24 protein-coding genes are annotated in these 26,118 nt (G+C 67.7%); 13 read left to right on the top strand and 11 right to left on the bottom strand.

Annotated features, from left to right (window positions below):
* Positions 1-6: 6 nt before the first annotated feature.
* Positions 7-429: a hotdog fold thioesterase gene (locus tag HB681_RS10000; RefSeq protein WP_213954636.1), complete on the bottom strand. Its 423-nt coding sequence runs from the start codon at positions 427-429 to the stop codon at positions 7-9.
* Between the two features lie 71 nt (positions 430-500).
* Between HB681_RS10000 and HB681_RS09995 the strand changes: the two genes are divergently transcribed.
* The 3 genes from HB681_RS09995 (at position 501) to HB681_RS09985 (ending at position 5,200) form a co-directional block, all read left to right on the top strand.
* Positions 501-1,805, top strand: a complete 1,305-nt coding sequence (locus tag HB681_RS09995) for an AsmA-like C-terminal region-containing protein (protein WP_213954635.1) — start codon at positions 501-503, stop codon at positions 1,803-1,805.
* A 93-nt stretch (positions 1,806-1,898) separates the two neighbouring features.
* Complete coding sequence (locus HB681_RS09990; RefSeq protein WP_213954634.1) at positions 1,899-3,167, top strand: GAF domain-containing sensor histidine kinase; 1,269 nt, start codon at positions 1,899-1,901, stop codon at positions 3,165-3,167.
* 32 nt (positions 3,168-3,199) lie between these two features.
* Positions 3,200-5,200, top strand: coding sequence for an acetoacetate--CoA ligase (locus HB681_RS09985; RefSeq protein ID WP_213954633.1), 2,001 nt, complete (start codon positions 3,200-3,202; stop codon positions 5,198-5,200).
* 30 nt (positions 5,201-5,230) lie between these two features.
* Here the strand turns inward: HB681_RS09985 and HB681_RS09980 are convergent, their stop codons facing one another.
* Genes HB681_RS09980 through HB681_RS09965 form a run of 4 tightly spaced genes read right to left on the bottom strand, consistent with a single transcriptional unit; the run spans position 5,231 to position 8,365 of the window.
* Positions 5,231-5,869 carry an ATP-binding cassette domain-containing protein gene (locus HB681_RS09980; RefSeq protein WP_256734882.1) on the bottom strand — a complete coding sequence of 213 codons (639 nt, stop codon included), beginning with the start codon at positions 5,867-5,869 and terminating at the stop codon, positions 5,231-5,233.
* A 5-nt stretch (positions 5,870-5,874) separates the two neighbouring features.
* Positions 5,875-6,582 carry an ABC transporter ATP-binding protein gene (locus HB681_RS09975; protein ID WP_256354230.1) on the bottom strand — a complete coding sequence of 236 codons (708 nt, stop codon included), beginning with the start codon at positions 6,580-6,582 and terminating at the stop codon, positions 5,875-5,877.
* On the bottom strand, positions 6,579-7,325 hold the full coding sequence (locus tag HB681_RS09970; RefSeq protein ID WP_345944653.1) for an ABC transporter ATP-binding protein: 747 nt from the start codon (positions 7,323-7,325) through the stop codon (positions 6,579-6,581). The genes HB681_RS09975 and HB681_RS09970 overlap by 4 nt, the downstream gene beginning before the upstream one ends.
* Positions 7,322-8,365 carry a branched-chain amino acid ABC transporter permease gene (locus HB681_RS09965; protein WP_213954631.1) on the bottom strand — a complete coding sequence of 348 codons (1,044 nt, stop codon included), beginning with the start codon at positions 8,363-8,365 and terminating at the stop codon, positions 7,322-7,324. Before HB681_RS09965 ends, HB681_RS09970 begins: the two co-directional genes overlap by 4 nt.
* 110 nt (positions 8,366-8,475) lie before the next feature.
* Between HB681_RS09965 and HB681_RS09960 the strand changes: the two genes are divergently transcribed.
* The 6 genes from HB681_RS09960 (at position 8,476) to HB681_RS09935 (ending at position 15,438) form a co-directional block, all read left to right on the top strand.
* Positions 8,476-9,357: a MurR/RpiR family transcriptional regulator gene (locus tag HB681_RS09960; protein WP_213954630.1), complete on the top strand. Its 882-nt coding sequence runs from the start codon at positions 8,476-8,478 to the stop codon at positions 9,355-9,357.
* 37 nt (positions 9,358-9,394) lie between these two features.
* Positions 9,395-11,335 carry a 5-dehydro-2-deoxygluconokinase gene (iolC, locus tag HB681_RS38715; RefSeq protein WP_213954629.1) on the top strand — a complete coding sequence of 647 codons (1,941 nt, stop codon included), beginning with the start codon at positions 9,395-9,397 and terminating at the stop codon, positions 11,333-11,335.
* 13 nt (positions 11,336-11,348) lie between these two features.
* A complete protein-coding gene (locus HB681_RS09950; RefSeq protein ID WP_213954628.1) occupies positions 11,349-12,251 on the top strand; it encodes an NAD(P)-dependent oxidoreductase in 903 nt (300 codons plus the stop codon).
* 94 nt (positions 12,252-12,345) lie between these two features.
* Positions 12,346-13,662 (top strand): ABC transporter substrate-binding protein, encoded by a 1,317-nt coding sequence (locus HB681_RS09945; protein WP_213954627.1) that lies wholly within the window; start codon positions 12,346-12,348, stop codon positions 13,660-13,662.
* A gap of 25 nt (positions 13,663-13,687) precedes the next feature.
* Positions 13,688-14,617, top strand: a complete 930-nt coding sequence (locus HB681_RS09940; protein WP_213954626.1) for a branched-chain amino acid ABC transporter permease — start codon at positions 13,688-13,690, stop codon at positions 14,615-14,617.
* A gap of 26 nt (positions 14,618-14,643) precedes the next feature.
* Entirely contained in the window at positions 14,644-15,438 is a 795-nt protein-coding gene (locus tag HB681_RS09935; protein WP_256734881.1) for an SDR family oxidoreductase, read from the top strand.
* Between the two features lie 86 nt (positions 15,439-15,524).
* Here the strand turns inward: HB681_RS09935 and HB681_RS09930 are convergent, their stop codons facing one another.
* Positions 15,525-17,420 carry an adenylate/guanylate cyclase domain-containing protein gene (locus tag HB681_RS09930; protein WP_213954624.1) on the bottom strand — a complete coding sequence of 632 codons (1,896 nt, stop codon included), beginning with the start codon at positions 17,418-17,420 and terminating at the stop codon, positions 15,525-15,527.
* Positions 17,421-17,478: 58 nt separating this feature from the next.
* Between HB681_RS09930 and HB681_RS38710 the strand changes: the two genes are divergently transcribed.
* Together HB681_RS38710 and HB681_RS09920 are read left to right on the top strand one after the other, a co-directional pair.
* Positions 17,479-17,802 (top strand): hypothetical protein, encoded by a 324-nt coding sequence (locus HB681_RS38710; RefSeq protein WP_213954623.1) that lies wholly within the window; start codon positions 17,479-17,481, stop codon positions 17,800-17,802.
* On the top strand, positions 17,772-18,098 hold the full coding sequence (locus HB681_RS09920) for a DUF427 domain-containing protein (protein WP_213954673.1): 327 nt from the start codon (positions 17,772-17,774) through the stop codon (positions 18,096-18,098). Before HB681_RS38710 ends, HB681_RS09920 begins: the two co-directional genes overlap by 31 nt.
* A 233-nt stretch (positions 18,099-18,331) precedes the next feature.
* Here HB681_RS09920 and HB681_RS09915 read toward each other — a convergent pair whose 3' ends face one another.
* From HB681_RS09915 to HB681_RS09900, 4 genes are all read right to left on the bottom strand, one after another.
* Complete coding sequence (locus tag HB681_RS09915) at positions 18,332-19,600, bottom strand: cytochrome c (RefSeq protein ID WP_213954622.1); 1,269 nt, start codon at positions 19,598-19,600, stop codon at positions 18,332-18,334.
* Between the two features lie 2 nt (positions 19,601-19,602).
* On the bottom strand, positions 19,603-20,157 hold the full coding sequence (locus tag HB681_RS09910; protein WP_213954621.1) for a (2Fe-2S)-binding protein: 555 nt from the start codon (positions 20,155-20,157) through the stop codon (positions 19,603-19,605).
* Positions 20,154-22,988, bottom strand: a complete 2,835-nt coding sequence (locus HB681_RS09905) for a molybdopterin cofactor-binding domain-containing protein (RefSeq protein ID WP_213954620.1) — start codon at positions 22,986-22,988, stop codon at positions 20,154-20,156. The genes HB681_RS09910 and HB681_RS09905 overlap by 4 nt, the downstream gene beginning before the upstream one ends.
* Before the next feature lie 302 nt (positions 22,989-23,290).
* Complete coding sequence (locus HB681_RS09900; protein WP_213954619.1) at positions 23,291-23,950, bottom strand: ATP-binding cassette domain-containing protein; 660 nt, start codon at positions 23,948-23,950, stop codon at positions 23,291-23,293.
* 178 nt (positions 23,951-24,128) lie between these two features.
* Between HB681_RS09900 and HB681_RS09895 the strand changes: the two genes are divergently transcribed.
* Entirely contained in the window at positions 24,129-24,692 is a 564-nt protein-coding gene (locus HB681_RS09895) for a hypothetical protein (RefSeq protein ID WP_213954618.1), read from the top strand.
* Here HB681_RS09895 and HB681_RS09890 read toward each other — a convergent pair whose 3' ends face one another.
* On the bottom strand, positions 24,693-25,586 hold the full coding sequence (locus HB681_RS09890) for an AraC family transcriptional regulator (protein WP_213954617.1): 894 nt from the start codon (positions 25,584-25,586) through the stop codon (positions 24,693-24,695).
* Between the two features lie 113 nt (positions 25,587-25,699).
* Between HB681_RS09890 and HB681_RS09885 the strand changes: the two genes are divergently transcribed.
* The gene (locus HB681_RS09885) at positions 25,700-26,092 is read left to right on the top strand and encodes a cupin domain-containing protein (protein ID WP_213954616.1); all 393 of its coding nucleotides are present in this window, start codon (positions 25,700-25,702) and stop codon (positions 26,090-26,092) included.
* Positions 26,093-26,118: the final 26 nt, after the last annotated feature.

Below are 26,118 nucleotides of genomic sequence, written 5' to 3'. Positions count from 1 at the left end.
CGGGACTTACCTCGGCAGCAGCATCGCCATTGTCAGGCGCGACACGCAGGTCAAGTCGCCTTCCTCGTTGACCAGGTCGATCTGCCACACCTGCGTGCTCTTGCCGCGGTGCACCGGTCGCGCGGTGGCGGTGACCCAGCCGCTCTTGGGCGAGCGAAGGTGGTTGGCATTGATGTCCAGGCCGACCGCGCGATGGCCCTCGGGCGACGAGAAGTGCGCGCCCGTCGAGCCCAGCGTCTCTGCCAGCACCACCGACACGCCGCCGTGCAGCAGGCCGTAGGGCTGGATGGTGCGTTCGTCGACCGGCACGCGTGCGCGCAGGTAGTCGTCGCCGATCTCGATGAATTCGATGCCGAGGTGCCCGACGGCGGTGCCCTTGTTGCCGGCGTTCAGCGCCTCGAGCGAGATGGGTTTTTGCCAGATGGCCATGGATGCTTTCGGTATGTAGGAGAAGAGGAGCAAAACTATAGCGAGCGTGCGGCCAGCACTAAGCTTGAAGGATGAGCGCCTCTCGACGTTGGATCATCGGCATCGCCGCCGCATGTGTCGGCGTGCTGGTGATCGCCCTCGGCGGCCTTGCCTGGTGGCTGCCGAGCGATGCGCAGGTCGCGGCGCGGGTGGCGACCGAGTTCGAGCAGCGCACCGGCGTCGCCTTGCGGGTAGGCGCCGCGCACTGGACGCTGCGGCCCGGCCTTTCTCTGGAGCTGGATGAACTCGCCACCGCGCAGAAGGAGCCGATCACCGTGCGCCGCCTGGTGCTCCACGCGAGCCTGCGCGAACTGCTGGCGCGGCGGATTCGCGTCGACGACGTGGAGATCGAAGGGGCGGTGTTCCCGCGCGCGTCGGCGCGGGAGTTCCGCGGTCGTGGCGATGGATCGCCGGCGGCGCTGGGCGCCTTCACGATGGACCCGGTGCCGGTGGGACAGGTCCGCTTCGATGACGTCACCTGGATCGACCGGCGCGGCATCGCGCTGGCCTACGACGGCCGCATCGAGTTCGACCCCGGCTGGATGCCGCGCCGTGCCGAGGTGTCACGCCGCGGCGTGACGCCTCCGGCCCGCCTGGAGCTCACGCGAGAGGGCGAGGGCATCGACCGCTGGCGCACCGACATCGAGGTGGCCGGCGGCACCTGGAGCGGCACCGCGGCCGTGCAGGCATTGCCCGAGGGGAACCTGCGCCTGCATGCCGACCTGGTGCCGCGCGATGTCGACATCGTCGGCCTGACGTCGGCATTCGGGCGCAAGACAGCCGTGGAGGGCCGCATCAACGGCCGCACCGAAGTCATGGCCGAAGGCGCCAATCCGATCGAGTGGTGGCAGGTGCTGCACACACGCACCCGGTTCACCGTGCGGCCCGCGCTGCTGCGCGGTTTCGACCTGGCCCGGGCGGTGAGCACGGCCGGCATCAGCCGCGGCGGCCAGACCCCGCTCGACGAACTCGCCGGCACGCTCGACACGCAGGGCACCGAGAACGGCATCGTGCTGCGCTACACCAACCTGAAGGCGCGTTCCGGCCTGCTCACCGCGAGCGGCAGCGCCACCATGCTCAACCGCAAGGTCGACGGCGAGTTGGCGGTCGACATCGTCGATGGCGTGGTCGGCGTGCCGCTCAAGGTCGGCGGCACGCTGGATGCGCCGGAGCTGTCGCTGACCGGCGGCGCGCTGGCGGGCGCGGCCATCGGCAGCGCGGTGTTGCCGGGGGTAGGCACTGCAATCGGCGCGCGGATCGGGCAGCGCATGGAACAGCTGTTCGGCGACCCATCGCCAAAGGGCGCGGCGAAGAAGAAAAAGCGCGCCGCGCCCTGATCGCTTCGCGGCAACAACCGTCGTCGCGTCGAAGCGGCGGCAATCGCCGCGACAAGCACCGCCGAGGAGATTCATTGACAATCCGTTGACAACATGGATGCAAACCTGACTGAATCGCTTCTCATCGACTCCCCCGACGCGATCCGCCGCGACGTCGCCCTCATCGGCCGCATCAGCTCGGTCCCGACGCTGCTCAAGATCATCTGCGCCAACACCGGGATGGGCTTCGCCGCCGTGGCGCGGGTGACGGACGGAACCTGGACGGCGTGCGCGGTGCAGGACGACATCCACTTCGGCCTGCAGCCGGGCGGCCAGCTCGACGTGCGCACCACCCTGTGCATCGAGGCGCGCGCGGCACGCAAGCCGGTGGTGTTCGACCATGCGAGCCTGGACCCGGTGTACCGCGACCACCACACGCCGCGCCTGTACAACATCGAGAGCTACATCTCCGTCCCGATCGTGCGGCCGGGCGGCGAGTATTTCGGCAACCTCTGCGCCATCGACCCGCGCCCCTTGCGTGTGTCCGACCAGAAGACGGTGGCCATGTTCGAAAGCTTTGCCGAGCTGATCGGGCGCCAGTTCGAGCAGGAAGAGTCGCAGATGGCGACCGAGACCGCGCTGCTCGACGCGCGCACCACCGCCGAGCTGCGCGAACAGTTCATCGCGGTGCTGGGGCACGACTTGCGCAACCCGCTGGCGTCGGTCAGCGCACTGGGCGAACTGCTGGTGCGCCGGGCGTCGGAGCCCGAGGCCGCCAAGGTCGGCGAGCGCATCCGCGGCACCACGCGCCGGATGGCGCTGCTGATCGACGACGTGCTGGACTTCGCGCGCGGCCGCATGGGGTCGGGGCTGGTGGTGGTGCCGGCGGAGGTCGCGGACCTGGGTGCGTCCTTGTCGGAAGTGGTGTCCGAACTGCAACTCGCGCACCCCGACCGGTGGATCGACGAGCGCATTGACGTCGCGGCCGACGTCTGGTGCGACCGCGGCCGCATCCAGCAATTGCTGTCGAACCTGCTGGGCAATGCGCTGACGCATGGCGCGCGCGACCAACCGGTGGTGGTGGAGGCCCGATCGGCCCAGGGCCAGTTGCAGGTGTCGGTGTTGAACGGCGGCGAGCCGATCGCGCCCGCGAACCTCGCGCGGATCTTCGAGCCCTACTGGCGCCCTGCGGACAGCGGCGCCAGGGGCGGGCTGGGGCTGGGCCTGCACATCTGCTCGATGATCGTGAAGGCGCACGGCGGCAGCTTGGAAGTGAGTTCGTCGGCGGAGGCCGGCACGCGCTTCACGGCGCGCATGCCGATGCAGCCCTCCGGCGACGGATTCGGCGACCTGTGCGGCCAACCGCAGGTCAAGCCCCATTGAGTGCACCGCCGCGTGGCATTAGGCTCGCGGCCATGACAGCACCCCACATTCCCCAGATCCGGCTTTACCAGGACTGGCTGCGCGACACCCGCGGCCTCTCGTTCGATTCGTACGATGCGCTGTGGCGCTGGTCTACCACCGCCCTCGACGCCTTCTGGCAAAGCATCTGGGACTACCAGGGCATGCGCTCGCCGACGCCGCACAGCGCGGTGCTGGCCGAGAACCGGATGCCCGGCGCCGTATGGTTCCCCGGCGCGCAGGTCAACTACGCGCGCGAGGTGCTGCGGCACGTCGACGCGGCGCATGCGGCGGGGCTGCCGGCCATCATCAGCGACAACGAGCGGGGCGAAGTGCGCGAACTGTCGTGGCGCGAACTCAGGCGGCAGGTGGCATCCGTTGCGCTCGCACTGAAATCGCTCGGCGTGCAGCGCGGCGACCGCGTGGCCGCCTACCTGCCGAACGTGCCGGAGACACTCATCGCCTTCCTCGCGTGCTCCAGCATCGGCGCGGTGTGGAGCGTGTGCGCGCCCGACATGGGCACGGCCGCGGTGGTCGACCGCTTCCGGCAGATCGAACCGAAGCTGCTGATCGCCGTGGACGGCGTGTACTACGGCGCCAAGGCGCTGGACCGCGCCGCGACGGTGCAGGAACTGCGCGACGCGCTGCCGAGCGTGAAGAAGCTGTTGCTGATCCGGACCCCCTTTGCCGCACACCCGGTCCCCGCGGATTCGGACTGGACGGAGGCGATCGCGCGCGACGATGCGGAAGTCGCGGCATTCGAACCCGAGTGGCTGCCGTTCGACCATCCTGTCTGGATCGTCTATTCGAGCGGCACCACCGGCCTGCCCAAGCCCATCGTGCACGGGCAGGGCGGCATCCTGCTCACCATGTATGCCTGCGGGCTGCACTACGACATCGGCGCGGGCTACAAGGCCAACAGCGCGGGCGAGCGCTTCCACTGGTACAGCTCGACCGGCTGGGTCATGTGGAACGCGCAACTCTCCGGGCTCGCGTTCGGCGCGACCATCTGCATCTACGACGGCAATCCGGGCGGCAGCAAGGACAAGCCCGACTGGGGCGTGCTCTGGCGCTTCGTCGCACGCCACCGGGTGACGTACTTCGGCGCGGGCGCGGCATATTTCACCGCCTGCATGAAGGCCGGCGTCGACGTGGCCGCCTGCGGCGACCTGTCGCGGGTGCGGGCCCTGGGCAGCACCGGCTCGCCGCTGGCCGAGGAGGTCGAGCGCTGGGGCACGGAGCAGCTGGCGCGGGCCGGCAGCAAGGTCTGGTGGAACAACATCTCCGGCGGCACCGACTTCTGCGGCGCCTTCGTCGGTGGCAACCGCGAGTTGCCCGAGGTGCCGGGCCAGATGCAATGCCGCTGGCTCGGATGCGCGGTCGAGGCATGGAACGAGAACGGCGAACCGGTCATCGGCGAAGTCGGGGAGCTGGTCTGCACGCAGCCGCTGCCGTCGATGCCGCTGCGCTTCTGGGGCGACCCCGGCAACGCACGCTACCTGTCGAGCTACTTCGACACCTACCCCGGCGTCTGGCGCCACGGCGACTGGCTCAAGATCGGCGAGGACGGCGGCTGCGTCATCTACGGCCGCAGCGACGCCACCATCAACCGCCAGGGCCTGCGCATGGGCACCAGCGAGATCTACAGTGCAGTCGAGGCGCTGCCGGAGGTGCTCGACTCGATGGTGGTGGACCTCGAATACCTGGGCCGCGAAAGCTACATGCCGCTGTTCGTCGTGCTGCGCCCCGGCATCGCGCTCGACGACGCGATGCGCGGCAAGCTCAACCACGCGATCAAGACCTCGCTGTCGCCACGCTTCCTGCCGAACGACATCTTCCAGGTGGCGGAGATCCCGCGCACGCTGTCGGGCAAGAAGCAGGAGCTGCCGATCAAGAAGCTGCTGCTGGGCCAGCCGGCGGAGAAGGTCATCAACAAGGAAGCGATGGCGAACCCCGGGTGCATCGCGTGGTACGCGGCGCTGGCGGAGCGTAGGCTGGCGGCGCAGGCGGTCTGAGGGGCCGTTGAAGGCGCCGTCGATGCGAAGTCATTGCGCCATCGCTGCACCTGCGCGCCCGGCGAGCGCACCGAGGTAACTGCGCGCAAGTTCGTCCTGCATCAACGAGGGGAGGTCGGGCGCATGCGTGACCACACCCTTGTGCACGAAGATGAACTCCTGGCAGCTCTGCCGCAGGATGTCGACGTGGTACGGCTCGTTCGGGTGCATGCACAGGAACACTAGGCGGCCCGACTGCTTCAGCCGCTGGAAGAAGTCGAGCATGAAGCCGATGTAGCCGTCCTGTGTGTTGAACTGCGGCTCGTCGAAGAGATGGACCCACGGCGAATTGCTAGCCGCATGTTCGAGCATGAAGTCAGGCCTGCCCTGCTTGAAGTGGCGCACCTGGTAGCTCTGGTGGTAGTGGATGGCCAGGCGGTCGCGCTCGCGCGTGCGCACGTTGTGGATGTCCTGGCCCTTGACCAGCACGCGCCCTGCGCTGGGCTGGTTGCTGCCGGTGATGAGTTCGAACAGCGTGGTTTTGCCGGAGCCGTTCGGGCCCAGCACGCCGATGACGCGCGGCGTCGCGACTTCGAAGTCGGCCGCGAGCGTGAAGGTGACCTGCTTGCGGAAGGTGCCGCGCGTGTACTGGCGCTCGATGCTCTCGACGCGCAGGAGGGGCGGGTTCATCGCGTTCATATGCCCAGCAGCCGGCGTTGCAGCGGCGCGTCGTGCAATAGCGCATGGGCAGGCCCTTCGTGGACGATGGCGCCCGCGTGCATCACGTAGGCGCGGTCGGCCACGGCCAGCGCGCTCTGCACGTTCTGCTCGACCACCAGCACCGAGATGCCTTCGGACTTCAGCCGCGTGATGGTCTTCATCACGTCCTGCACCACCTTCGGCGCGAGGCCCTGGCTGGGCTCGTCGAACAGCACCAGGCCGGGCGAGCCGAGCAGGGCGCGTGAGATCGCGACCATCTGCATCTCGCCGCCGGAGAGGTTCTCGCATTCGCGCGCCATCAGGTATTCGAGCGCGCTGAAGATCTCGAAGCAATCCTTCTCCTGCCAGGCGCGGAAGCGGGTGCGCTTGCGCGCGATGGCGAGGTTGCGCGCCACGGTGAGCGTGGGAAAGATGCGGCGGTCGTCGGGCACCCAGCCGATGCCGCTGCGCGCGATGTCGTGCGTGTGGGCGCGCGTGATGTCGCAGCCGTCGAAGCGGATCGCGCCGCGCCGCGCGGGCGTGAGGCCGAGGATGGAACGCAGCGCCGTGGTCTTGCCGGCGCCATTGGGGCCGAGCAAGGCGACCACTTCGCCGGGGCCGACATTCAGCGACACGTCGAAGAGCACCTGCGTCTCGCCGTAGGAGGTGTCGATGTTGGCGACGGACAGCATCCCGGCGCTCATGTCAGCGCACCCAGGTTCGAGCGCGCGACCCACTCGTTCTGCTTCAGCGCTTGCGGCGTGCCCTCCGCGATCACCTGGCCCCAGTGAATGACCGAGATCCGGTCGGCCAGGTCGAAGAGGAACTTCATGTCGTGTTCGATGATGACGATGGTGATGCGTTGCTTCAGGCTGCGCACCAGGTCGGCCAATCGTGCGGTGCCTTCGGCGCCGAGGCCGGCGGTCGGTTCGTCGAGAAAGAGCAGGCGCGGCTCGGCCGCCAGCGCCACGCCGATCTCCAGCGCGCGGCGGTCGCCGTACGAGAGATCCTTCGCCAACGCACGCGCCTTGCTGCCCAGCCCAACCTGCGCCAGTACCCCGGCCGCGTGGTCCTGCGCACTGCTGTCCGCGCCGAGGTCGCGCCACGTGTTGAAGCCCTTCATCCGCACAAGCGGCGTCGCCATCAGAACGTTGTCGAGCGCGGAGAAATCGTTGAACAGATTCATGATCTGGAACGAGCGCGAGATGCCGCGCCGCGCGATCTCACGGGGTGCCATGCCGGTGATGTCCTCGCCCGCAAAGGTCACGCTGCCGCGGTCGGGCCTGTAGCGGCCGGTCAGCACGTTGAAGCAGGTCGTCTTGCCCGCGCCGTTCGGTCCCATGATCCCGGAGAGCTGGCCTTCCTCGAAGCCCAGCGTGATGTCTTCCAGCACGACCTGCTGGCCGAAGCGCTTCGACAGGTGTGTGGCCTGGAACAACGCGCTCACTTGGCACCGCCTTCCGCGGCCACTGCCGGTTCGACGCCGTGCTTCGTCACGCGCGCTGGCCCGCTTCTGCGCCCATGCCTCGCTCGCCACGCCTGCCACGCACCGGCAATGCCGTCGGGCTGGAACAGCACCATCGCCATGAACACCAGCCCGTACCAGAGCAGCCAGGTCTCGGTGTAGGCACCGAGCAGGTCGCGCGCCAGGATGAAGAAGGCCGCGCCGATCAGCGGCCCCCAGAAGCTCACGAGTCCGCCGCCGATCAGCACCATCATCACGACGAAGCCGGAGTTGTGCAGGCTCATGACGTTGGGGTAGGCCGACTGCTGCGTCATCGCGAACAGCGCGCCGGCCAGGCCTGCGAGGGCGGTCGACAGGGTGAAGGACAACCACTTGTAGAGCCACACGTTGTAGCCCACGAAACTGGCGCGCGTCTCGTTCTGCTGGATCGCGCTGAGCACGCGCCCGAACGGCGAATGCACGAGCCGCCAGAGCGCCACCAGCACCGCAGTGAACACGGCCAGCGCGAAGAAGAAGAGGGCTTCGTTGCTCTTCAGGTCGAAGGCCACGAAGCCGAAGTCGGCCGGCAGGCGGCGGATGTTGAGCAGCCCGTCTTCGCCACCCGTGATGCTGTGCCACTTGTTCGCGATGAACCATGCCACCTGGCCGAAGGCGATGGTCAGCAACGCGTAGTAGATGCCGCGCCGGTGCGAGATGAAGAGCCCGACCAGCGCACCGCAGGCGGCCGCGACCAGCACCGCGCCGAACAGGTCGACCCAGAGGTTCGCCACCAGCTTGTGCTGGATCAGGCCGAAGGCGTAGGCACCGATGCCGAAGTAGGCGCCATGCCCGAACGACGGCAGCCCCGTGAAGCCCAGCAGCAGGTTGTAGCCGAGCGCGAACATCATCCAGATCATGATTTCGAGCGCGAGGTATTGGTACAGCCCGACGCGTGACACCCACAGCGGCGTGGACAGCAGCAGCACGACCACCAGCCACATCGGGGCGGGGAACAGGGCTGCACGGCCGGCGGGAAGTTGCATGGAAACGGAGTCCTGAAAAACAAAGGAAACGGCAACTGGACAAAACAGAATGTACGTTCTAATATAAAAACACTCAAGAACATTTATTCGATTTCGTTCCAGTCCACTCCATGGCTTCCGTCGGCACCTACGAACAACTCAAGGACCAGATCGCGCTGGCCTACCCCGACATGTCGAAGCAGTTGCAGCGCATCGCGCGCTTTGCGCTGGAGCGGCCGAGCGAGCTGGCGCTGGGCACAGTCGCGGCCATCGCCGAAGCCACCGAGGTTCAGCCCTCCGCGATGATCCGCTTCGCCAACGCCTTGGGCTATGGTGGCTTTTCCGAGATGCAGCAGCTCTTTCGCAGCCACCTGGTGGAGCGCTCGTCGAGCTACCGCGACCGCATCGACACCATGCGGCGCACGCAGGCCAGAGTCGGCAACGGTGCGACCGCGCCGGCCGGCGTGCTGCACCAGCTGGCCACAGATTCCATGGCCGAGCTGAGCCACCTGGAAGAGAGCGTGCGCGAGGCCGATCTCAAGGCCGCCGTGAAGCTGGTGGCGGCCGCGCCGCGCATCCATGTGCTGGCGCAGAAGCGCGCCTTCCCGGTCGCGGCCTACCTCGCCTATGCGCTGAGCCAGCTCGAACTGCGAACGCACCTGCTCGATGGCGCCGGCGGCATGCTGCGTGAGAGCCTGCGCGCCATCGCGCCGGGCGAGGTGCTGGTGGTGGCGAGCTTCCGCAACTACTCGCCCGACGTGATCGAGGCCGCGGCCGAGGGCAAGCGCATCGGCGCGCACGTCATCGCGATCACCGATGGTCCGTTGTCGCCGCTGAAGCCGTCGGCCAGGGTGTGTTTCGAGCTGCAGGACGATTCGTCCAAGCCCTTCCGCTCCCTCGTCGCGCCGCTATGCCTGGCGCAGGCGCTGGTGGTCAGCGCCGGCCACCTGATCGCGGAGCAGGGCACGCAGCGCAAGGTGCGGCGCGCGGGCGCGCGGGCGGGGGTGGCATGAGCAAGCTCGCACCGCAGTGCGAAGCACGGAGGTTCCAGTGACGCGTCCCTTCGACATCATCTGCGTCGGACGCGCCGCCGTCGACCTCTACGGCGAGCAGATCGGCGGCCGGCTCGAAGACATGCAGAGCTTCAGCAAGTACCTCGGCGGCTCGCCGGCCAACACGGCGGTCGGCCTCGCACGGCTGGGTCTCAAGCCGTCGATGTTCACGCGCGTCGGCGACGAACATCACGGGCGCTTCGTGCGGCAGACGCTCGCGGCCGAAGGCGTCGACGTGACGCATGTCGCGACCGACCCGAAGCGCCTCACCGCGCTGGTCTTCCTCGGCATCCAGGACCGCGAGACCTTTCCGCTGATCTTCTACCGCGACAACTGCGCCGACATGGCGATCGACGAGCACGACTTCTCCGCGGCCTACCTCGCGTCGGCGACCGGCCTGCTGATCTCGGGCACGCACCTTTCGCAGCCGCAGCCGTATCGGGCCTGCGTCAGGGCGATGCAGCTGGCGCGCGAGGCCGGCACCCGCGTGGTGCTGGACATCGACTACCGCCCGGTGCTGTGGGGCCTGACCAGCCCCGGCATGGGCGAGCAGCGCTTCGTGCCGTCGGACCGGGTCAGCGCGCACATCCAGTCGGTGATCGGGTACTGCGACCTGGTGGTCGGCACCGAGGAAGAGATCCACATCGCCGGCGGCAGCACCGACACGCTCGCCGCGCTGCGTGCACTGCGCGCGTTGACGCAAGGCACGCTGGTGGTGAAGCGCGGGCCGATGGGCTGCGTCGTCTTCGATGGCGCCATCCCCGACGATATCGAGCAAGGCCTGCGCGGGCCGGGCTTTCCGGTCGATGTCTACAACGTGCTCGGCGCGGGCGACGCGTTCATGGCGGGCTTCCTGCGCGGCTGGCTGAAGGACGAGCGGCTCGCGCGCTGCTGCGCGTTCGCCAATGCGTGCGGGGCGCTGGTGGTGTCCCGCCACGGTTGCGCGCCGGCGATGGCGAGTTGGGAAGAGCTGCAATCCTTCCTGGCACATGGTTCGCCTACACGCCGCCTGCGCGAAGACGCGGCGCTGGAACATCTGCATCGCGTCAGCACACGCACGCGGCACTGGGACGAGCTCGGCATCCTGGCATTCGATCACCGCGTGCAGTTCGATGAACTGGCGCAGCAGCACCACGCGGCGCCGCAGCGCATCGAGGCCTTCAAGCGCCTCGTTGCCGAAGCCGCGCAGGTGGCGGCCCAAGTGCATGCACAGCCGGGACTGGCGCCGGGCATCATCCTCGACAGCCGCTTCGGCGCCGACATCCTGCCTGGCCTCACGGGGCGCGGCTGGTGGGTCGCGCGGCCGGTCGAGGTGCCCGGTTCGCGGCCGCTGCAATTCGAACCCGCCAGGTCGCTCGCACTGGAGATGCGCACATGGCCCGCCGAGCATGTGGCCAAGTGCCTGGTGAGCTACCACCCCGACGACACGCAGTCGCTGCGCGACACACAACTCGCATCGCTCACGGCATTGCAGAGCGCCAGCGTCGAGACCTTCCATGAATTCCTCATCGAGGTGATCCTGCCGCGCGACCTGCGTGCCGACGACGGCGTGCTCGCCGAGGCGATGGCGCAGATCTACGCGGTCGGCATCCGCCCCGACTGGTGGAAGCTCCCGCCGCCCGCATCGGCAGAAGCCTGGACCCAGATCGCCGCCACCATCGCCCGACATGACCCGCATTGCCGCGGCGTGCTGCTGCTGGGCCTCGAGGCGCCGGAAGAACAACTGGAGCGCGGCTTCCGCACCGCCGCTTCGCACGCCATCTGCCGCGGCTTTGCCGTCGGCCGTTCGATCTTCGGGCCGGCCGCCAGCGAATGGTTCGCCGGCCGCATGAACGACGGCCAGGCCGTGCACGACATCGCAGATCGCTATGCGCGGCTGCTTGCCCTCTGGCGTGCCGCACGCCACGAAAGCAAGGGCACCATCGCACTTCCTCTTTGAAAAGGTGAATCACATGAATCCACGCATCGGTTTTATCGGCATCGGCATGATGGGCCACGGCATGGTGAAGAACCTGCTGGCCAAGGGCTTCGCGGTCACCATCAAGGTGCATCGCAACCGCGCCAACGTCGAGGACCTGCTGGCGGCCGGCGCCACCGAAGCATCGACGAATGCGGCGGTCGCGCAGGCGAGCGACATCGTCTTCATCTGCGTCACCGGCTCGCCGCAGGTCGAGGCCATCGTGTACGACAAGGACGGCGTGCTCGAAGGCGCGCGCGACGGGCTGATGGTGGTCGACTGCTCGACCGCGGAACCGTCGTCCACCACCAGGGTCCGCGCCGACCTCGCCGCGCGCGGCGTGAAGATGGTCGATGCGCCGCTGGCACGCACGCCCAAGGAAGCGGAGGAGGGCCGACTCAACACCATGGTCGGCGCCACGCCCGAGGACTTCGCGGTCGTCGAGCCCGTGCTCAAGGCCTTCTGCGAGAACATCTTCCACGTCGGCCCGCCCGGCCACGGCCATGTGCTCAAGCTGGTCAACAACATGATGGCCATGAGCTTCGCGGCCTGCATCGCCGAAGCATTTGCCGTTGCGGCCAAGTCGGGGCTGGACCTCAAGCGGCTCTACGACGTGGTGTCGGTGGGCGGGGTCAACTGCGGCATCTTCCAGATGATGACCGCGAAGACGCTGACCGAGGGCACGGTCGACGGCTTCAAGTTCGGCATCGCCAACGCGCAGAAAGACCTGCGCTACTACACCCACCTGGCAGAGATGTTGCCCGTGTCCAGCTTCATGGGCGAGGCCGCGCACCAGAGCCTGGTGCAGGCCGTGAACATGGGCTACGGCGACAAGCTCATCGCCTCGCTGTTCGAGGCGCAGGAAAAACTCAACGACGTGAAGATCGTTCCGCGCTAGGGCCTTCCCCTTCGCGCTGGCAAGCCTGGCCAGCGCGATCTCCGTTCGTCGTGTGAACAGGCGCTCGCCCTCTCAACCTTGCTGGAGACAAACCATGAACAAGACGGATCTTCCTTCCTCGCGCCGCAGCCTGCTCAAGGGCACGGGCCTCGCACTCGCAGGCGTGGGCCTCTACGGCGTCGCGCCCTTCATGGGTCCATGGAAGCACAACCGCGCATGGGCGCAGAGCGCGCAGAAGAAGCCGCTGGTCATCGGGCTCACGATGGACGCGTCGGGCATGTACGCGGCCTCGGGCGGCGAGGAACGGCTCGGCGCGATGATGGCGATCAAGGAGTTCAACGACAAGGGCGGCGTGCTGGGCCGGCGCATCGAGGCGATCCACATCGACACCGAGACCACGCCCGCCACCGGCTCGCGCGTGGCCGAGCGCATGATCACGCGCAACGAGGCGACCTACCTGATTGGGGCGGTGCATTCGGGCGTGTCGAACGCGATCTCGCAGGTCGCGCAGAAGTACGGCACGATCTTCCTGAACACCAACTCCAGCTCGCCGACCGAGGCCGGCAAGGACTGCCACCGCACCAAGTTCGTGTGGGACGGCAACGGCACCAACTTCAGCAACGCGATCGTCAAGAACGCCATCGCCACGAGCGGAAAGAACTGGGTGCTGCTGACCAACGACTACGTGTGGGGCCACACCACCTCGAAGGCCACGCGCGCCATCGTCGAGGCCAACGGCGGCAAGATCGTGGACGAACTGCTGGTGCCGCAGAACACGCGCGACTTCTCTGCCTACCTGCTCAAGCTGCAGCAGCTCAAGCCGAACGTGGTGGCCACTGCGGTCGGCGGCGACGACATCAAGGCGCTGCGCCAGCAGGTGGTGCAACTCAAGATGCACCAGAGCATCGCGTGGATCAACAACCAGCAGGACTGGCCCGACGTGTACGGCCTCGGGCCGGAAGCGATCTTCGGCGTGTTCGGCACCACCTGGTACTACCGGCTCGACCTGCCGGGCGTGAAGGAGTTCGTCGCGGCCTACCAGAAGCAGTTCCCGGGCATGGCGATCCGCGTGCCGGGCAACGTCTATCACAACAGCTACATGGCGACGCGCGAACTGCTGCGCTGCACCGAGGAAGCCGGCACCACGCAGAACATCGCCGTCATCAAGAAACTGGAAGGCCGGCAGATGAATGCGGTCGACAGGCTGCAGCACTTCGACGCGTGGATGGATCCGGTCACGCACCAGTGCCAGCAGACCATCTACATGGCGCGCTACAACGAACAGCCGGCCGAGAAGGACGACATCTTCAAGATCATGACGCAGGCGAATCCGAAGGACGTGATGGACACCGACGCGCAGGGCGCCTGCAAGCTCGAGAGCTACGACGCAACGCCGAGCTACGACGTCTGAACCGAAACACCGGGCAACGCACGCGATGGAATTCATCGGCAACCTGCTGCCGTTCCTGGTCAACGGCATCTCGCTCGGCCTGCTGTTCGCACTGGTCGCGCTGGGCTTCATGCTGATCGTCGGCGTGATGGAGACGATCAACCTCGCGCACGGCTCGCTGTTCGCGCTCGGCATGTATGCGGCGCTGTTCATCGTCGCGCCGAAGCTCGGCCTGTTTCCGGAAGCGGAGGCCTGGTACATGGGCTTGCCGATCGGGCTTCGCTACGTGCTGGCGCTGTTCCTTGCGCCGGTCTTCGTCGGCCTCTTCGGCATGCTGCTCGAACTGTGCATGCGGCGAACCTACGGGCGCGATCCGCTCTATGGCCTGCTGCTCACCTTCGGCGCGGCGCTGGTGATCGAGGAGGGCATCCGCCTCGTGTGGGGCTCGTCGGAGAAGCAACTCGCGCTGCCGGAGGCGATCTCGGGTGCGGTGCTGATGGGCGACCTCGTGTACTCGCGCTATCGCTTCTTCGCGAGCGCCTTCGCGGTGCTGATGATCGGGCTGCTGTGGCTGTTCCTGCAGAAGACGCCCTACGGCGCCATCATCAAGGCGGGCGCGCACGACAGCGAGATGGTGCGCGCGCTCGGCATCAACCTTTCGCGGCTGCGGCTGTTCGTCTTCGCGTTGGGCGTGGCCCTGGCCGCCATCGCCGGCGTGGTGATGGCGCCGATCTGGGGCATCCGGCCGCACGTCGGCGTCGACGCGGTGGTGCCGGCGTTCCTCATCATCGTGCTCGGCGGCGTCGGCTCGCTGTGGGGCGCGGTGATCGCGGGACTGATGGTCGGCATGGTGGTGGGGCTCACGGGTGCTTATGCGTCGGAGTGGTCGCTGATGTCGATGTACCTGCTGTTCATCGCGGTCGTCACGTTCCGCTCGCGCGGGCTGTTTGGAAAAAAGAGCGTTCTCGACGCATGAAAGACGGTCCGATGACCGCGACCCCCATGGCTTTTGATCCTCGCTCCCTCACGGGCCTTTTCGACCTTCGCGGTCGCGTGGCATATGTGCCCGGCGGCTATGGTGGCATCGGCGAGGCGATTGCGTGGGCCCTCGCGCGGGCAGGTGCCAGGGTGGCCGTGTCGGGCCGTGACGAAGCGAAGGCGACGGCGCTCGCTGCCACGCTGCGTGCCGCAGGACACGACGCGCTCGGGCTCGCGATGGATGCGCACAGCGTCGCGGACATCCAGCGCTCGGTCGATGCGGTGCATCGCCACTTCGGCGCGCTCGACCTGCTGCTCAACTGCGTCGGCATCCAGCGCGAGCAGGCCTTGCTCGATGTGTCCGAGGAGACTTTCGACGAAGTGGTGCAGGTCAACCTGAAGTCGGCGATGTTCCTCGCGCAGGCGGTGGCGAGGCACCAGATCACTGGCGGGCGCGGCGGCAGGCAGGTTCACCTGTTGTCGGTGCGCGCCCAACTGGGCTTGCGCGGTCGCGGCTACTCCGCCTACGCCAGCACCAAGGGCGCGCTGGTCATGCTGATCCGTCAGCACGCGAGCGAACTGGCGCCGCACGGCATCACCGTCAACGGCCTCGCGCCGACGGTGGTGCGCACCGAGATGGCCCGGCACTGGCTCGACAACCCCGCCACGCACCAGCAGGTGCTCGACCGCATTCCGCTCGGCCGCGTCGCCGAGCCATCGGACGTGGCCGGCCCCGCGGTGTTCTTCTGCTCGCCGGCGGCTGCGTTCATCACGGGGCAGGTGCTGTACCTGGACGGTGGGATCACGGCGAGCCAGTAGACACCGCCGAAGCGCTGATCTCGCAGCGCCGGCTTCACGTGCGCCGGCTACGCGATGGTGCGGCGGCGCCATCGAAGTGAATCCGTTCAGCCTTCCAGCAATTCGTACAGCACCACCTTCGACATCCGCCCGCGCAGCGCGATCTCCTCGATGCGCCGCGTGCGCAGCCGTCCCCGGAGCCCTTCGAAGGTCGCCTCCGACAACAGCACGCGCGTACCCAGGTCCTTGTTCAGGCCTTCGATGCGGCTCGCGACATTGATGGTGTCGCCGAATGCCGTATAGGCCAGCCGCTCGTTCGAGCCGAGCGCGCCCACCACCGCGGTGCCGGTGTGCATGCCGATGCGCGTGGCGAAGGCCTGCAGGCCCTGCGTGGCCCAGCGCGTGTTGAGCACGGCAAGTTCCGCTCGCAGTTCCAGTGCGGCCACACAGGCCTTGTACTCGGCGTCATCGAGCGGCGAGGGTGCGCCCCACAGCACCATGATCGCGTCGCCGATGAACTTGTCGACCGTGCCGCCGTGGCGCGCGATCACGCGCGTGGCCACGTTGAAGTACGCCGTCAGCTGCTCCACCAGCACCCTGGTCTCGACGGCTTCGGAGATGCGCGTGAAGCCCTCGATGTCGGTGAACATGGCCGTGATGCGGCGCGGCTCGCCACTCGGCGTGAGCGTGTGGCCTTCATCGACCAGCTGGTTCACCAGGTCGACCGGCACGAACTTGCGAAACGCCTTCAGCCCGCGCGCCGAGTCGTCGAGCGCCTGGTCGAGTTGCTGGATCTCCAGCACGCGGCTCGGCACGCGCGGTATGTTGTCCAGGTCGAAGCGGCCGATGCGGCGCGCGATGCGCGACAGCTGCTCGACCGGCAGCGTGACCACCTTCGACAGGCGAAGCGACACCGTCAGGATGATGGCCAGCGACGCCAGCACCAGTGCGAGCAGCCACAGCACGTTGCGCTGCAGGCCGCCGAGCACCGTGTCCTCCGGCACCCAGCTGGCCAGCAGCCAGTGGGTGGACGGCAGGTGCGAGGTGCGGACCAGGTAGCGGCGGCCCGCGTGGTCCAGCGCAAAGCTGGCGTCCGCGGTGGCGCCGCGCGCGCCGGCGCCGCCCTGCATGCGCGCAATCACCGCGCCCAGCACGCCATCGCGCGGCACCTCGAGGTGCTTCACATCGCCTTCGACATCGCTGCGCGCCAGCACCTGGAACTCGGTGCCCAGCAGCGCTGCCTCGCCCTGGCCGTCGCGGCTGAACAGGCGCACGAACTCGGAAAGCCGACCCAGCGAGACGTCGCCGGCGGCCACCAGTTCCTGGGTGCTGCCGTCCGCGCCGCGCCGCCATGCCGGCAGCGAATAGGTCACCCCGATTTCCTCCTGCTGCGCGGCGAACACGTAGGGTTGCGACCAGACCGCTTCGCTGCGCTGGCCGTTCATTGCACTCTTGAACCAGCCTCGTTCGGTCGGCTTGTACTGGGTGTGCAAGGTCTCCACGCGCACCGTGCGAAAGCGCTCCTGCACATCGGTGCTGTCGCTGGCCCGCGGCTTGAAGTGCCAGACCTCGGTGGTGCCCTCCGGCTCGGCCTTCATGTTGACCACCGCCGGTTCGGGATGCCGGGTCACCATGAGCATGCGGCCATCGGCGGCCGCGACGTAGATGCTGTCGAGTTCAGGCGACTGCTGCAACAGCGTCCAGATCAATTCGCCCGACTGGCCGGCGCCCTCGCCGCCGGTCTGCAGGCTCGGGCTTTCGCTCATGGACCGCACGGCCGTCGACGCATGGTTCAGGAAGGCGATGGTCCGGTCCTCGATGCGCAGGTGGTCGGCCTGGTGCGCCGACTCGCCGATGCGCGACACCAGCCGCTGCGAACCCCAGTAGCCCAGCGCAATGAGCAGCAGCGACTCGACCAGGATCACGACCGTGATGATGGTGCCGACGTCGACGCGGAAGCGTCGCAGGCGCAGCGGCACGGCAGTTGGGGGCGCTACAGGCATGGAGTGGGTGCAAGTGGGGCAGCAACGCGGGGCGGGCCGTCCGGAGGTTTGACCCGCGATGGAACTCTACAGGTCAGTCAACGCGGCCGCTCGGCTTCTTGCGGACGGCAAGCATGTGCATTTTGTCGTGCCGGCGGGAATTCGCGGGCCTGATGGTCGGTGTGCGACAGAGTGGTTGCTCAGGTCGACGTACCTGGTCGGCGGCATCACCGCGAGCGAGCAGGCGCCGGTTCAAGACCCCGACGCTCAAGCGGCTTCAATCCAGCGCTATCTTGAAGCGCCCATCAAGAAAGTTCGCCGCATGCCTGCCAAGCCCATCAAGATCCCCGGCCCCGACCACCCGACCACCCGATCACGATCTCGCGCAATCCAGCGCGCGTGACCGTCACCGTGGCCGGCAAGGTCATCGCCGACACCACCGAAGCGCTGAGCCTGCGCGAGGCCAGCTACCCGGCGGTGCAGTACATCCCGCGCAAGGACGTCGACATGGCGCTGCTGCAACGCACCGACCACGCGACCTACTGCCCCTACAAGGGCGACTGTGCCTACTACAGCATCCCTTCGGGCGGCGAGCGGTCGATCAACGCAGTCTGGACCTACGAGGCGCCTTATGACGCCGTGGCGGCCATCAAGGACCACCTGGCCTTTTATCCGGACCGGGTCGATGCGATCGGCTGATCTGGGTTCGCCTTTGAATGGATGAGAGTCCCACGCGCGTGTCTGTTCCGTCGAAGCGCCGGGGCTGTTCAATCACCCCCAAGCCTGGGATGCGATGAACCGACCGGCGCAGTGAAGGCGCCAAGCGATTCATCGCATCACGGGCGTCCTCGCGGCGACCAGAAAGCCAAAAGAAAAAACCGGCCTTGCGAATTGCTCCGCAAGGCCGGTGGTGTGGCGCGTCAGTCGAGAGGTCAGTGCTTCGCGGCTGTCGTTTCCTTCGCCCGCATCTTCGACACGGCCTCCGCCGTCACTGATGCCGGCTGGCCCGCAAAGCGAACCCGCAGGTAGTTGCTCAGGTCGGCGACTTCGGCGTCGCTGAGCTTGTCGGCAAAGCCGGGCATCTCCTGCATGCGCTCGTAGCCGGTGAACTGCTGCGCCTCGATGCCGTCGAGCACCGACACCACCAGGTTGCGCGGGTCGCCGATGCGCAGCGTCGAGTTGCCGGCCATGGCCACCGCCACATGCGACCGGCCTTCGCCGTTCACGCCGTGGCAGCCGGCGCAGACGTTCAGGTAGGTCTGACGGCCCGGGCCCAGCTTCTGGTCGGCGCCCGGGTCTTCCTTCGCCGGCACGGCCGCGAGCGGCTTGTCGCCGGTCATGAAGCGCACCATCGCCTTGCTGTCCTCGTCGGTGAGGTGCTGCGTGCTCAGCGCGACCACCGTGTGCATCTCGCCCCAGGCGGAGCCCTGCGGCGCGACACCCGTCTTCATGAAGGTGCCGATGTCCTTCTCGGTCCAGCCGCGCTCGGCCAGGCCCTTGGGCGTGATGTCGGGCGCCAGCCAGCGGCCGAGCTGTGCGCCTTGCCACTGCAGGCCCAGGTCGAGCTGGCCCAGCGCGCCGCGCGGCGTGTGGCATTCGGCGCAATGGCCGAGCACGTTGCTGACGTAGCGCCCGCGCACCCACTCTGGCGACTGGCCTTGCGAGGCTACCGGCAACTCGTCCTTGAGGAACAAGATTTTCCAGAAGAACATGCCGAAGCGCATGTTGTACGGGAAACGAAGCTCGTCGGGCTTGCTCGGCTGCGCCACCGCGGGCAGCTGCATCAGGTAGGCATAGATTGCGTCCACGTCCTCGCGCGGCATGGCGCGGTAGGAGGCGTAGGGCATGGCCGGATAGAGTTGCCGGGCGCCGGGCGAGGTGCCGTCGTGGACCGCCTTGTAGAAGTCGTCCTTGCTCCACTTGCCGATACCGTGCTGCGGGTCCGGTGTGATGTTGCTGCCGTAGAGGGCGCCGAACTCGGACTCCAGCGCCGCACCGCCCGCCATGGGTGCGCCGCCCGGCGCGGTGTGGCAGGCCGCGCAGTCCGCGGCCCTGGCCAGGTACTTGCCGCGCGCGATCTCGTCGGCGCTCGATTTCACCGGCTTGCCGTCGCCGGTCGGTCCGCCGCAGGCCGTCATGGCCAGGGCCGCGCCCAGCACAGCCGCAACCCGCGCGAGGGGGTGATGGAAGAGGGCGCGCATGCTCAGCCCTCCGTGGTCAGGCCAGGGGTCGACAGGATCACGTCCTTGACCGCCTCGTAGTAGCGAACGTAGCCCGTGCAACGACACAGGTGCGTGTTGAGCGAGCGGGTGATCTCGGCCTCGACCTTGCTTTTGGCGATCGGCTGGCGCTTGAGCCGTTCGACCAGCACGGTCGCGCCGTTGACGAAGCCCGGCGTGCAGTAGCCGCACTGGAAGCTGTAGTGCTCCAGGAACTTCTGCTGCACCGGCGAGAGCATGACCACCTCGCCCTTGTCGTTGCGCTGCGCATGGCCTTCGACGGTGCGGACCTTCTTGTCGGCGAAGTAGTGCGCACCGGTGATGCAGGTGCGCACCTCCTCGCTGGCGCCGCCCGGCTTGTCGACGATCACCACGCAGGCCCGGCATTCGCCGATGCCGCAACCCAGGCGCGAACCGGTGAGGCCCGCATACTCGTGGAGGAAGTCGATCATCATCAGACCATCGGGCACGTCCGTCGGGCCGACGTCCTTGCCGTTGATCGTGAGCTTGAGCGGTTTGACCGCCGGCATTGTGCTCATTGCAGCACCCCCCTGATTTTTTCCGCCGTGATCGGCAGTTCGGTGAATCGATGGCCGATGGCATGCGCCACCGCGTTGACGATGGCCGGGACGATGGCGATCATCACCACCTCGCCCATGCCCTTGGGCGGGTCGGTGTCCGACAGCGCCGGCAGGACCTCGGCGCCCTGGCTCCACACCGCGACGTCGGCCGCGCGCGGCAGGGTGTAGCGGTTGAAGTTCCAAGTGCCGTTGCCGGGCCCGTCTTCGTAGAGCGGCAGGAATTCGTGCAGCGCGTGCCCGATGCCCATCGCGATGCCGCCCTGGATCTGCCCGGAGACCAGCTGCTTCACGATCTGGTTGCCGCATTCGAGCACCGACTGGTGGCTCATCAGGTCGACCTTGCCGGTGGCCCGGTCGATCGAGACCTCCGCGATCGTCGCGATCGCCGCGTAGTAGGTCACGCCCGCGTTGTTGCGCTGGATCGGCGGATAGAACAGCTTCTTGCGCGTGATGAAGTGATAGCCGCCCCCTGTCGCGCCGGTCTTGCGCCTGGCCTCGGGTGCGTTGTCGCCGTAGCGCACCGACAGGCCGTCGAGCGGACGGCGCTGGTTCTGCCCGTCGACCTCGAAGTCGGCCTCCGCCCATTGCCAGCGGTTGAAGGTGTGGCCGATCGCGCCGGTCACGAAGCCCTGCTCGTGCGCCCTGCGGGCCAGGCGGGCCAGCGTCAGCGGCTCCATGCCGGCGCAGGTGAGGCTGCCGTTGACCCAGCGCGCGTCGTCGATGCGCACGACGTGCGGCGCCGACTGGCCGCCGCCGATGCCCGCGCCCCAGATCGACAGCGCCGCCGGCCACAGGCCATGCTCGAACACCACCCGCGCCGTCTCGCGCGTGCCGTGCGAGAAGTAGTAGGCCGAGTTGCTGGCGCTGGAGGGCGAGCAATAGCTGGGCGTCCAGGCCGGGTCGGCCACGGCCTTGTCCTGGTCGGCCTGGCTCGACAGGTAGGGGTCGCCGCTGGTCACCATCGGCAGGTCGGACCATTCGGTGACCGAGGTCTCGATCACGTCGGCCGCGCGGCCGAACCAGCGCGCCACCACCACGGCCTGCGAGGTCTGCATGCCGGTGCCCATCTCGGCGCCGCTGTGGCGCATCACGATGGCGCCCTCGGGCGTGATCTCGACCCGCACGAAGCAGGACTCGGCGCCGGTGCCGAAGTCCTTCTGCACGCAGCCGAAGCCGACGCCGTAGCGCTTGCCCGGATTGGCCGTCTCGTACTCGGTCTTGCGCTTGGCGCGGCTGGTCCAGAGCGGGTGCTTCTGCAACTTGAGCATGACCTCGTCGGCACGGATCGCCCCGCCGGGAATGGCGCCCTGGCTGTTCTTCATGCCGGACTTGAGCACGTTGCGCAGCCTGAACTCGACTGGGTCGAGGCCCAGTTGCGCGGCCACGTCGTCGACCAGCATCTCGGTCGCGCCCATGGCCTGCAGGGTGCCGTAGCCGCGCGCCGAGCCGCAGTCGATGGCGCGCGTGGCCAGGCCGACGGCGGTGAAGTCGCTCTTGGGCAGGTAATAGATGCTCTGCGCCGAGGTGGCGGCCACCAGCGTGACCGATGGCGTGAAGTTCATGCGGCCGCCGCCGTCGAGCTGGAAGTCGCCCTTGAAGGAGCGGATCAGGCCGCTCTTCTTCTCGACCGCCATCCTGTATTGCATTCGGATGCTGTGGCGCTTGAGCGAAGTCTGGAACTGCTCGAAGCGGTCGTTGGCCAGCCGCACCGGCTTGCCCGGCGAGTAGAACGCGGCCATCGCCCCGTAGTACGGGAAGTTGTAGTGGTCCTTGGAACCGTAGCCGACCGTGTAGCACGGGTGCAGGAACAGGTTCTTCACCGGGAAGCCGGCCTTGGCCAGCATCTGCGTCATCGACTCGACGACTTCGACCGGCCCTTGCGTGGGCACGACCATGTGCAGTTCCTGCTTGTCGGGGTCGTACCAGCAGTTGGCGTTGTCGGGCTCGAGCGCGGCGGTGTCGATGGACTGCGAGAAGTACTCGCGGCTCACGACGAGCAGGTCTTCGCCGGGTTTGTCCAGCTCGTCGGCGATGGCCTTGGCATGCGCCATGCCCTGTTCGTTGACCTTGCCGTCCATCAGCGCGTCGGGCCAGTTGGCCTGGCGCTTCTTGAACGACGGGAACAGGACCGTGTCCTTCAACGTGGAGAAGCTGTCGTCGTCGAAGGCGGTCCGTCCGCCGACGCGGATGTAGCGGAAGCCGGCCCAGGGCTCGCGCTCCAGCGGCCCGGTCACGGGGCCGCCCTGGACCACGCTGTTGTTGTCGAGCGAGCGCAGCCGGGTCTTGGCATAGCGGAAGCGCACGAAGTCGTTGTAGATGAGCAGCGCGACCGCATGGCCCAGGTAGGCCGGCGTCTTGCCCGCGGGCAGCAGCATGTCGTCGCCGTAGAAGCCCGGGAAGGCGATCTTGTCGCGCGCCAGGTCTTCGGCGGTGACGATGCGATCGGGCTTCAGGTCGTCGCCGAGCGCGGAGATGTCGATGCCGGTGAAGGCGCGATCGGCGAAGGTGGCGCGCAACAGCAATGCGTGCGATTGGGTTTGCGGCCAGTGCGGCATGTCGCGGGAGCGGATGTCATAGGCGAACACCTTGTCGCCTGTGACCTTGGCCGTTCCGTCGACGCGGAACTTGACCGATCCGTCTGCGCCGTTGAAAGCAATGGGCGTGAGCATCCTGCTTTCGAACAGCGCCGCGTATGCCGGGCTGAAGAGTGGCGCCACCCAGACGCCAAGGCCGCCGGCGGCGCCCATTTTCAGCAAATTGCGCCTGGATACGCCAGTGCGTTGATTCATTGTCACCTCCTTGATTCCGTGCCCATTCGACAAGGCATCGGATTTATCCATCGTGTTGCCGGCAACGGGATCGTGCCCCGTTTTCGGCAGCGGTGAGTGTCATGTCTGGACCGCAAAGAAGCAAAGGAAAAATGACAAATTGCGTGCCCTTGATGACGCGCGGAAACGTCGCGAATTAATTGCGAATGTCAACTATCTTTGCCGAGTATTCAATGGACCGCATCCACGAATTCAAATGATCTCCATGTCGTTGGCAAATACTTGTTGCGGCCGGGTTCGATGCCGGCGCTGCGGGAATGCAGCTACGCGATTCGAGCACCGGCAGCCTGCAACGGCAAGTCGATGGTGGCTGCCAACGCCACGCCGGCGATCCGCTCACCGCTGGCAATGACGAAGGCGCGACGCGGTTCGCGCGACAGCTCGGCCAGCGTGCGCCAGAGGCAACGGATCGATGCGGCATCGAGCGCGCCTGTGGGCTCGTCCAGCAGGGTCAGCGGGCGGCCCGATGCCAGCGCGGCGGCAAGCCACGCCTTTCGCCTGGAGCCGGTGGAGAGCATGTACATCGGCTTGTCGATGTGCGGCGCCAGCGCGAAGCCATCGACGAGCGATTGCCAGCGGCTCGCGTCGAAGTGAGGATCGCCGGCATGCAAGGATGCGCTGCATTCGCGTGCGGTCTTCTGCTTGTCGAACGCGTCGGTGTCCGGCTCGATGAAGAACACCTTGCGGCGATAGGCTTCCGGCGAGGCATCGAGGCGAACGTCTCCGATGGACAGGCGCCCCGTGGCCGGCTGCGTGCCCGCGAGGATGCGCAGCAAGGTGGACTTGCCGCTGCCCGTGTCGCCGTGCAGCAGCGTGACGCCGGCGGCGATCGAAGCGGTCCAGCGCGCGGCGAGCGCGGGCTGCCCGGGATACGCAAAGCCCAGGTCTTGCAGGTGCAGGATGGCGTCGGGGGTCGCGGTCATACGGGGTCTGCGATCGGCTGGGTGCGCGAGGTGGTTCGCGCGATTGTGCCAGCCGGGTTCCGGCGGCGGGGCGCACGGCACAGCGCATGGCATAGGCCACGCGGGGGATCGCGCGGGTGCGCCGGCCTCGCTAATCTGCGGCCATGAAGGAAGTGCGCCAACGACACTGAGCCACACCATGCCCCTCGACCCACCGCAAGACGATCCCGTCGTGGCGCTGTCGCCCGACGGCATGCTGCGCGTGGAGCACCGGCACTACGACGACGATCGCGGCGGGCCCTGGGACACGGTGCGCGTGGTCGCGCTGCCGGCCGAGGAGGTGCTGGTGCAAGTGCCCAACCGCGGCGTGACGACGGAGCCCGTCGTCTTTCCGGCGCCCGGTGTCGCGGCGGTGCCGGTGACGGACAGCCAGGGCCATTGGCGGCAGTTGCGCATCGATGCGGTGAAGCGCGTGTTCCGCCTGTCGCCGGGCGAGGCCGACGAGGCGCTCGACCTGCTCCCGCAGCGGCTGGGCTTCACCGGGCCCGCGGTGCGCTACAGCCCGCCGCGCCGCCCGGCCACCCTGGGGCAGCGGATCCTCATGACCACCCTGGCCGTGGCCAGCCTGCTGTTCGTGCTCGGTGGCCTGTGGATGGTCTTGGAAGGGCGCAGCAGCACGGACAAGTGGAACGGCGCGCTGGGCGCGTTGTTCTTCGGCGGCTGCCTGGCGATCGCGCTGCGCGACCTGCGACCGGGGCGTTGACTACAACGGCGCGATCGGAATGCAGATCTGGCATGCGAATGCGCCCGTCGCCGGGTCGTAGGCGTTGTCGACCGGGTAGTACTCGAACGCGGGCCGGTGGTCGAACTGGAAGCCACTTGCTGGCAGCCAGTCGCGCAGCAGCGCGTTCCATGCCTGGAGGATCCCCTCTGGCGTGCCGCGATACGCCAACGCGGCATAGCGGCCGCCGGGCAGAGTGGTCTTCTGGAAGCCGTCGGTCGGGGTGAAGTCTTCGTCCACTTCGACACATGCGTCATAACGGCATTGTTCGGGCGGGGTGATGCTCGGATCGTCGTAGCTGATGCCGTAGCGCGGCCGGTGCCACAGCTTGTGGTCGCCGATCCACGGCGCGACCCGGTCTTGCCAGAACGCACCGACCGGCGCACCGAAGGGGCCGATATGGCGCAGGTAGGCGACGAGCGTGGGCGGGCGGCTGATGATCCGGACGGTCATGGGTTCCTCGGAGCGCTGGACGTTGCGTACTGATGCCGGATTCTTCGCAAGGTCGGGCAAGCCGTCCTGATCCGGATTGCGATTCGCGCGCCAGGCGCTGGGCGAATTGCCGAAGCGCGCACGGAACGCGCGAGAGAACGCCTCGCCCGAGCCGAAGCCCACCGACAGCGCCGCCTCCAGCACCGACAGGCGCGGCCGCGTCTGCAAGCGCAGCGCGGCCACTTCGACGCGGCGCCGGCGCACATAGTCGCCCAGCGTCTCGTCCATCCAGGCCGCGAACAGCCGATGGAAGTGATAGGGCGAGAAGTGCGCCACGTCGGCGAGCGCGGCCAGCTCCAGCGGCTGGTCGAGGTGGGCGTCGATGTGCGTCAGCACCTTGTGCATGCGCCATTCGTATTCGGATCGGCTGTCGCGCGAAGTCATGTTTCGTCTCCCCGGGCATTATGGGGAGGAGGACAAGCGCCCGCGGTGACGCATTTCCGCCGACGATCTGGCACTATTTGCCCGTTCAATCTGTCGTGCCGGGAAGGAGCGTCATGTCGTCCGTCTCAACACCGTCGGTGACCGCCATTCGTCCCGACCTCGAGGTGGCCACCGCGCAAGGACTGCCTTATTTCGTGGGCATCTCGGGGCACAGCGCAGGTGCCTGCGGCCTGTCGATGCACCTGGTGGTGATTCCACCGGGCGCGCGCTCGCAACCGCATTTCCACGAGGGGCATGAAACCGCCATCTACGTGCTGCAGGGGCGCGTGCAGACGATGTATGGCGAAGGGCTCCAGCAGTCGGTGATCAGCGAGCCGGGCGACTTCCTGTTCATCCCGCCCGGCGTGCCGCACGTGGCCATCAACCTCAGCACGACCGAGCCGGCGCGCGCGGTGGTGTCGCGCAACGACCCGGCGGAGCAGGACAAGGTGAGGCCTTACCCGTGAGCCGTGGCGGCGGTCCGCGCCCGGCC

The organism is Variovorax sp. dw_954 (genome assembly GCF_018449755.1).
Lineage (GTDB): Bacteria > Pseudomonadota > Gammaproteobacteria > Burkholderiales > Burkholderiaceae_C > Variovorax.
Note: the sequence above shows the minus strand (reverse complement) of the source record. Positions and strands in the feature narration are given on the sequence as shown.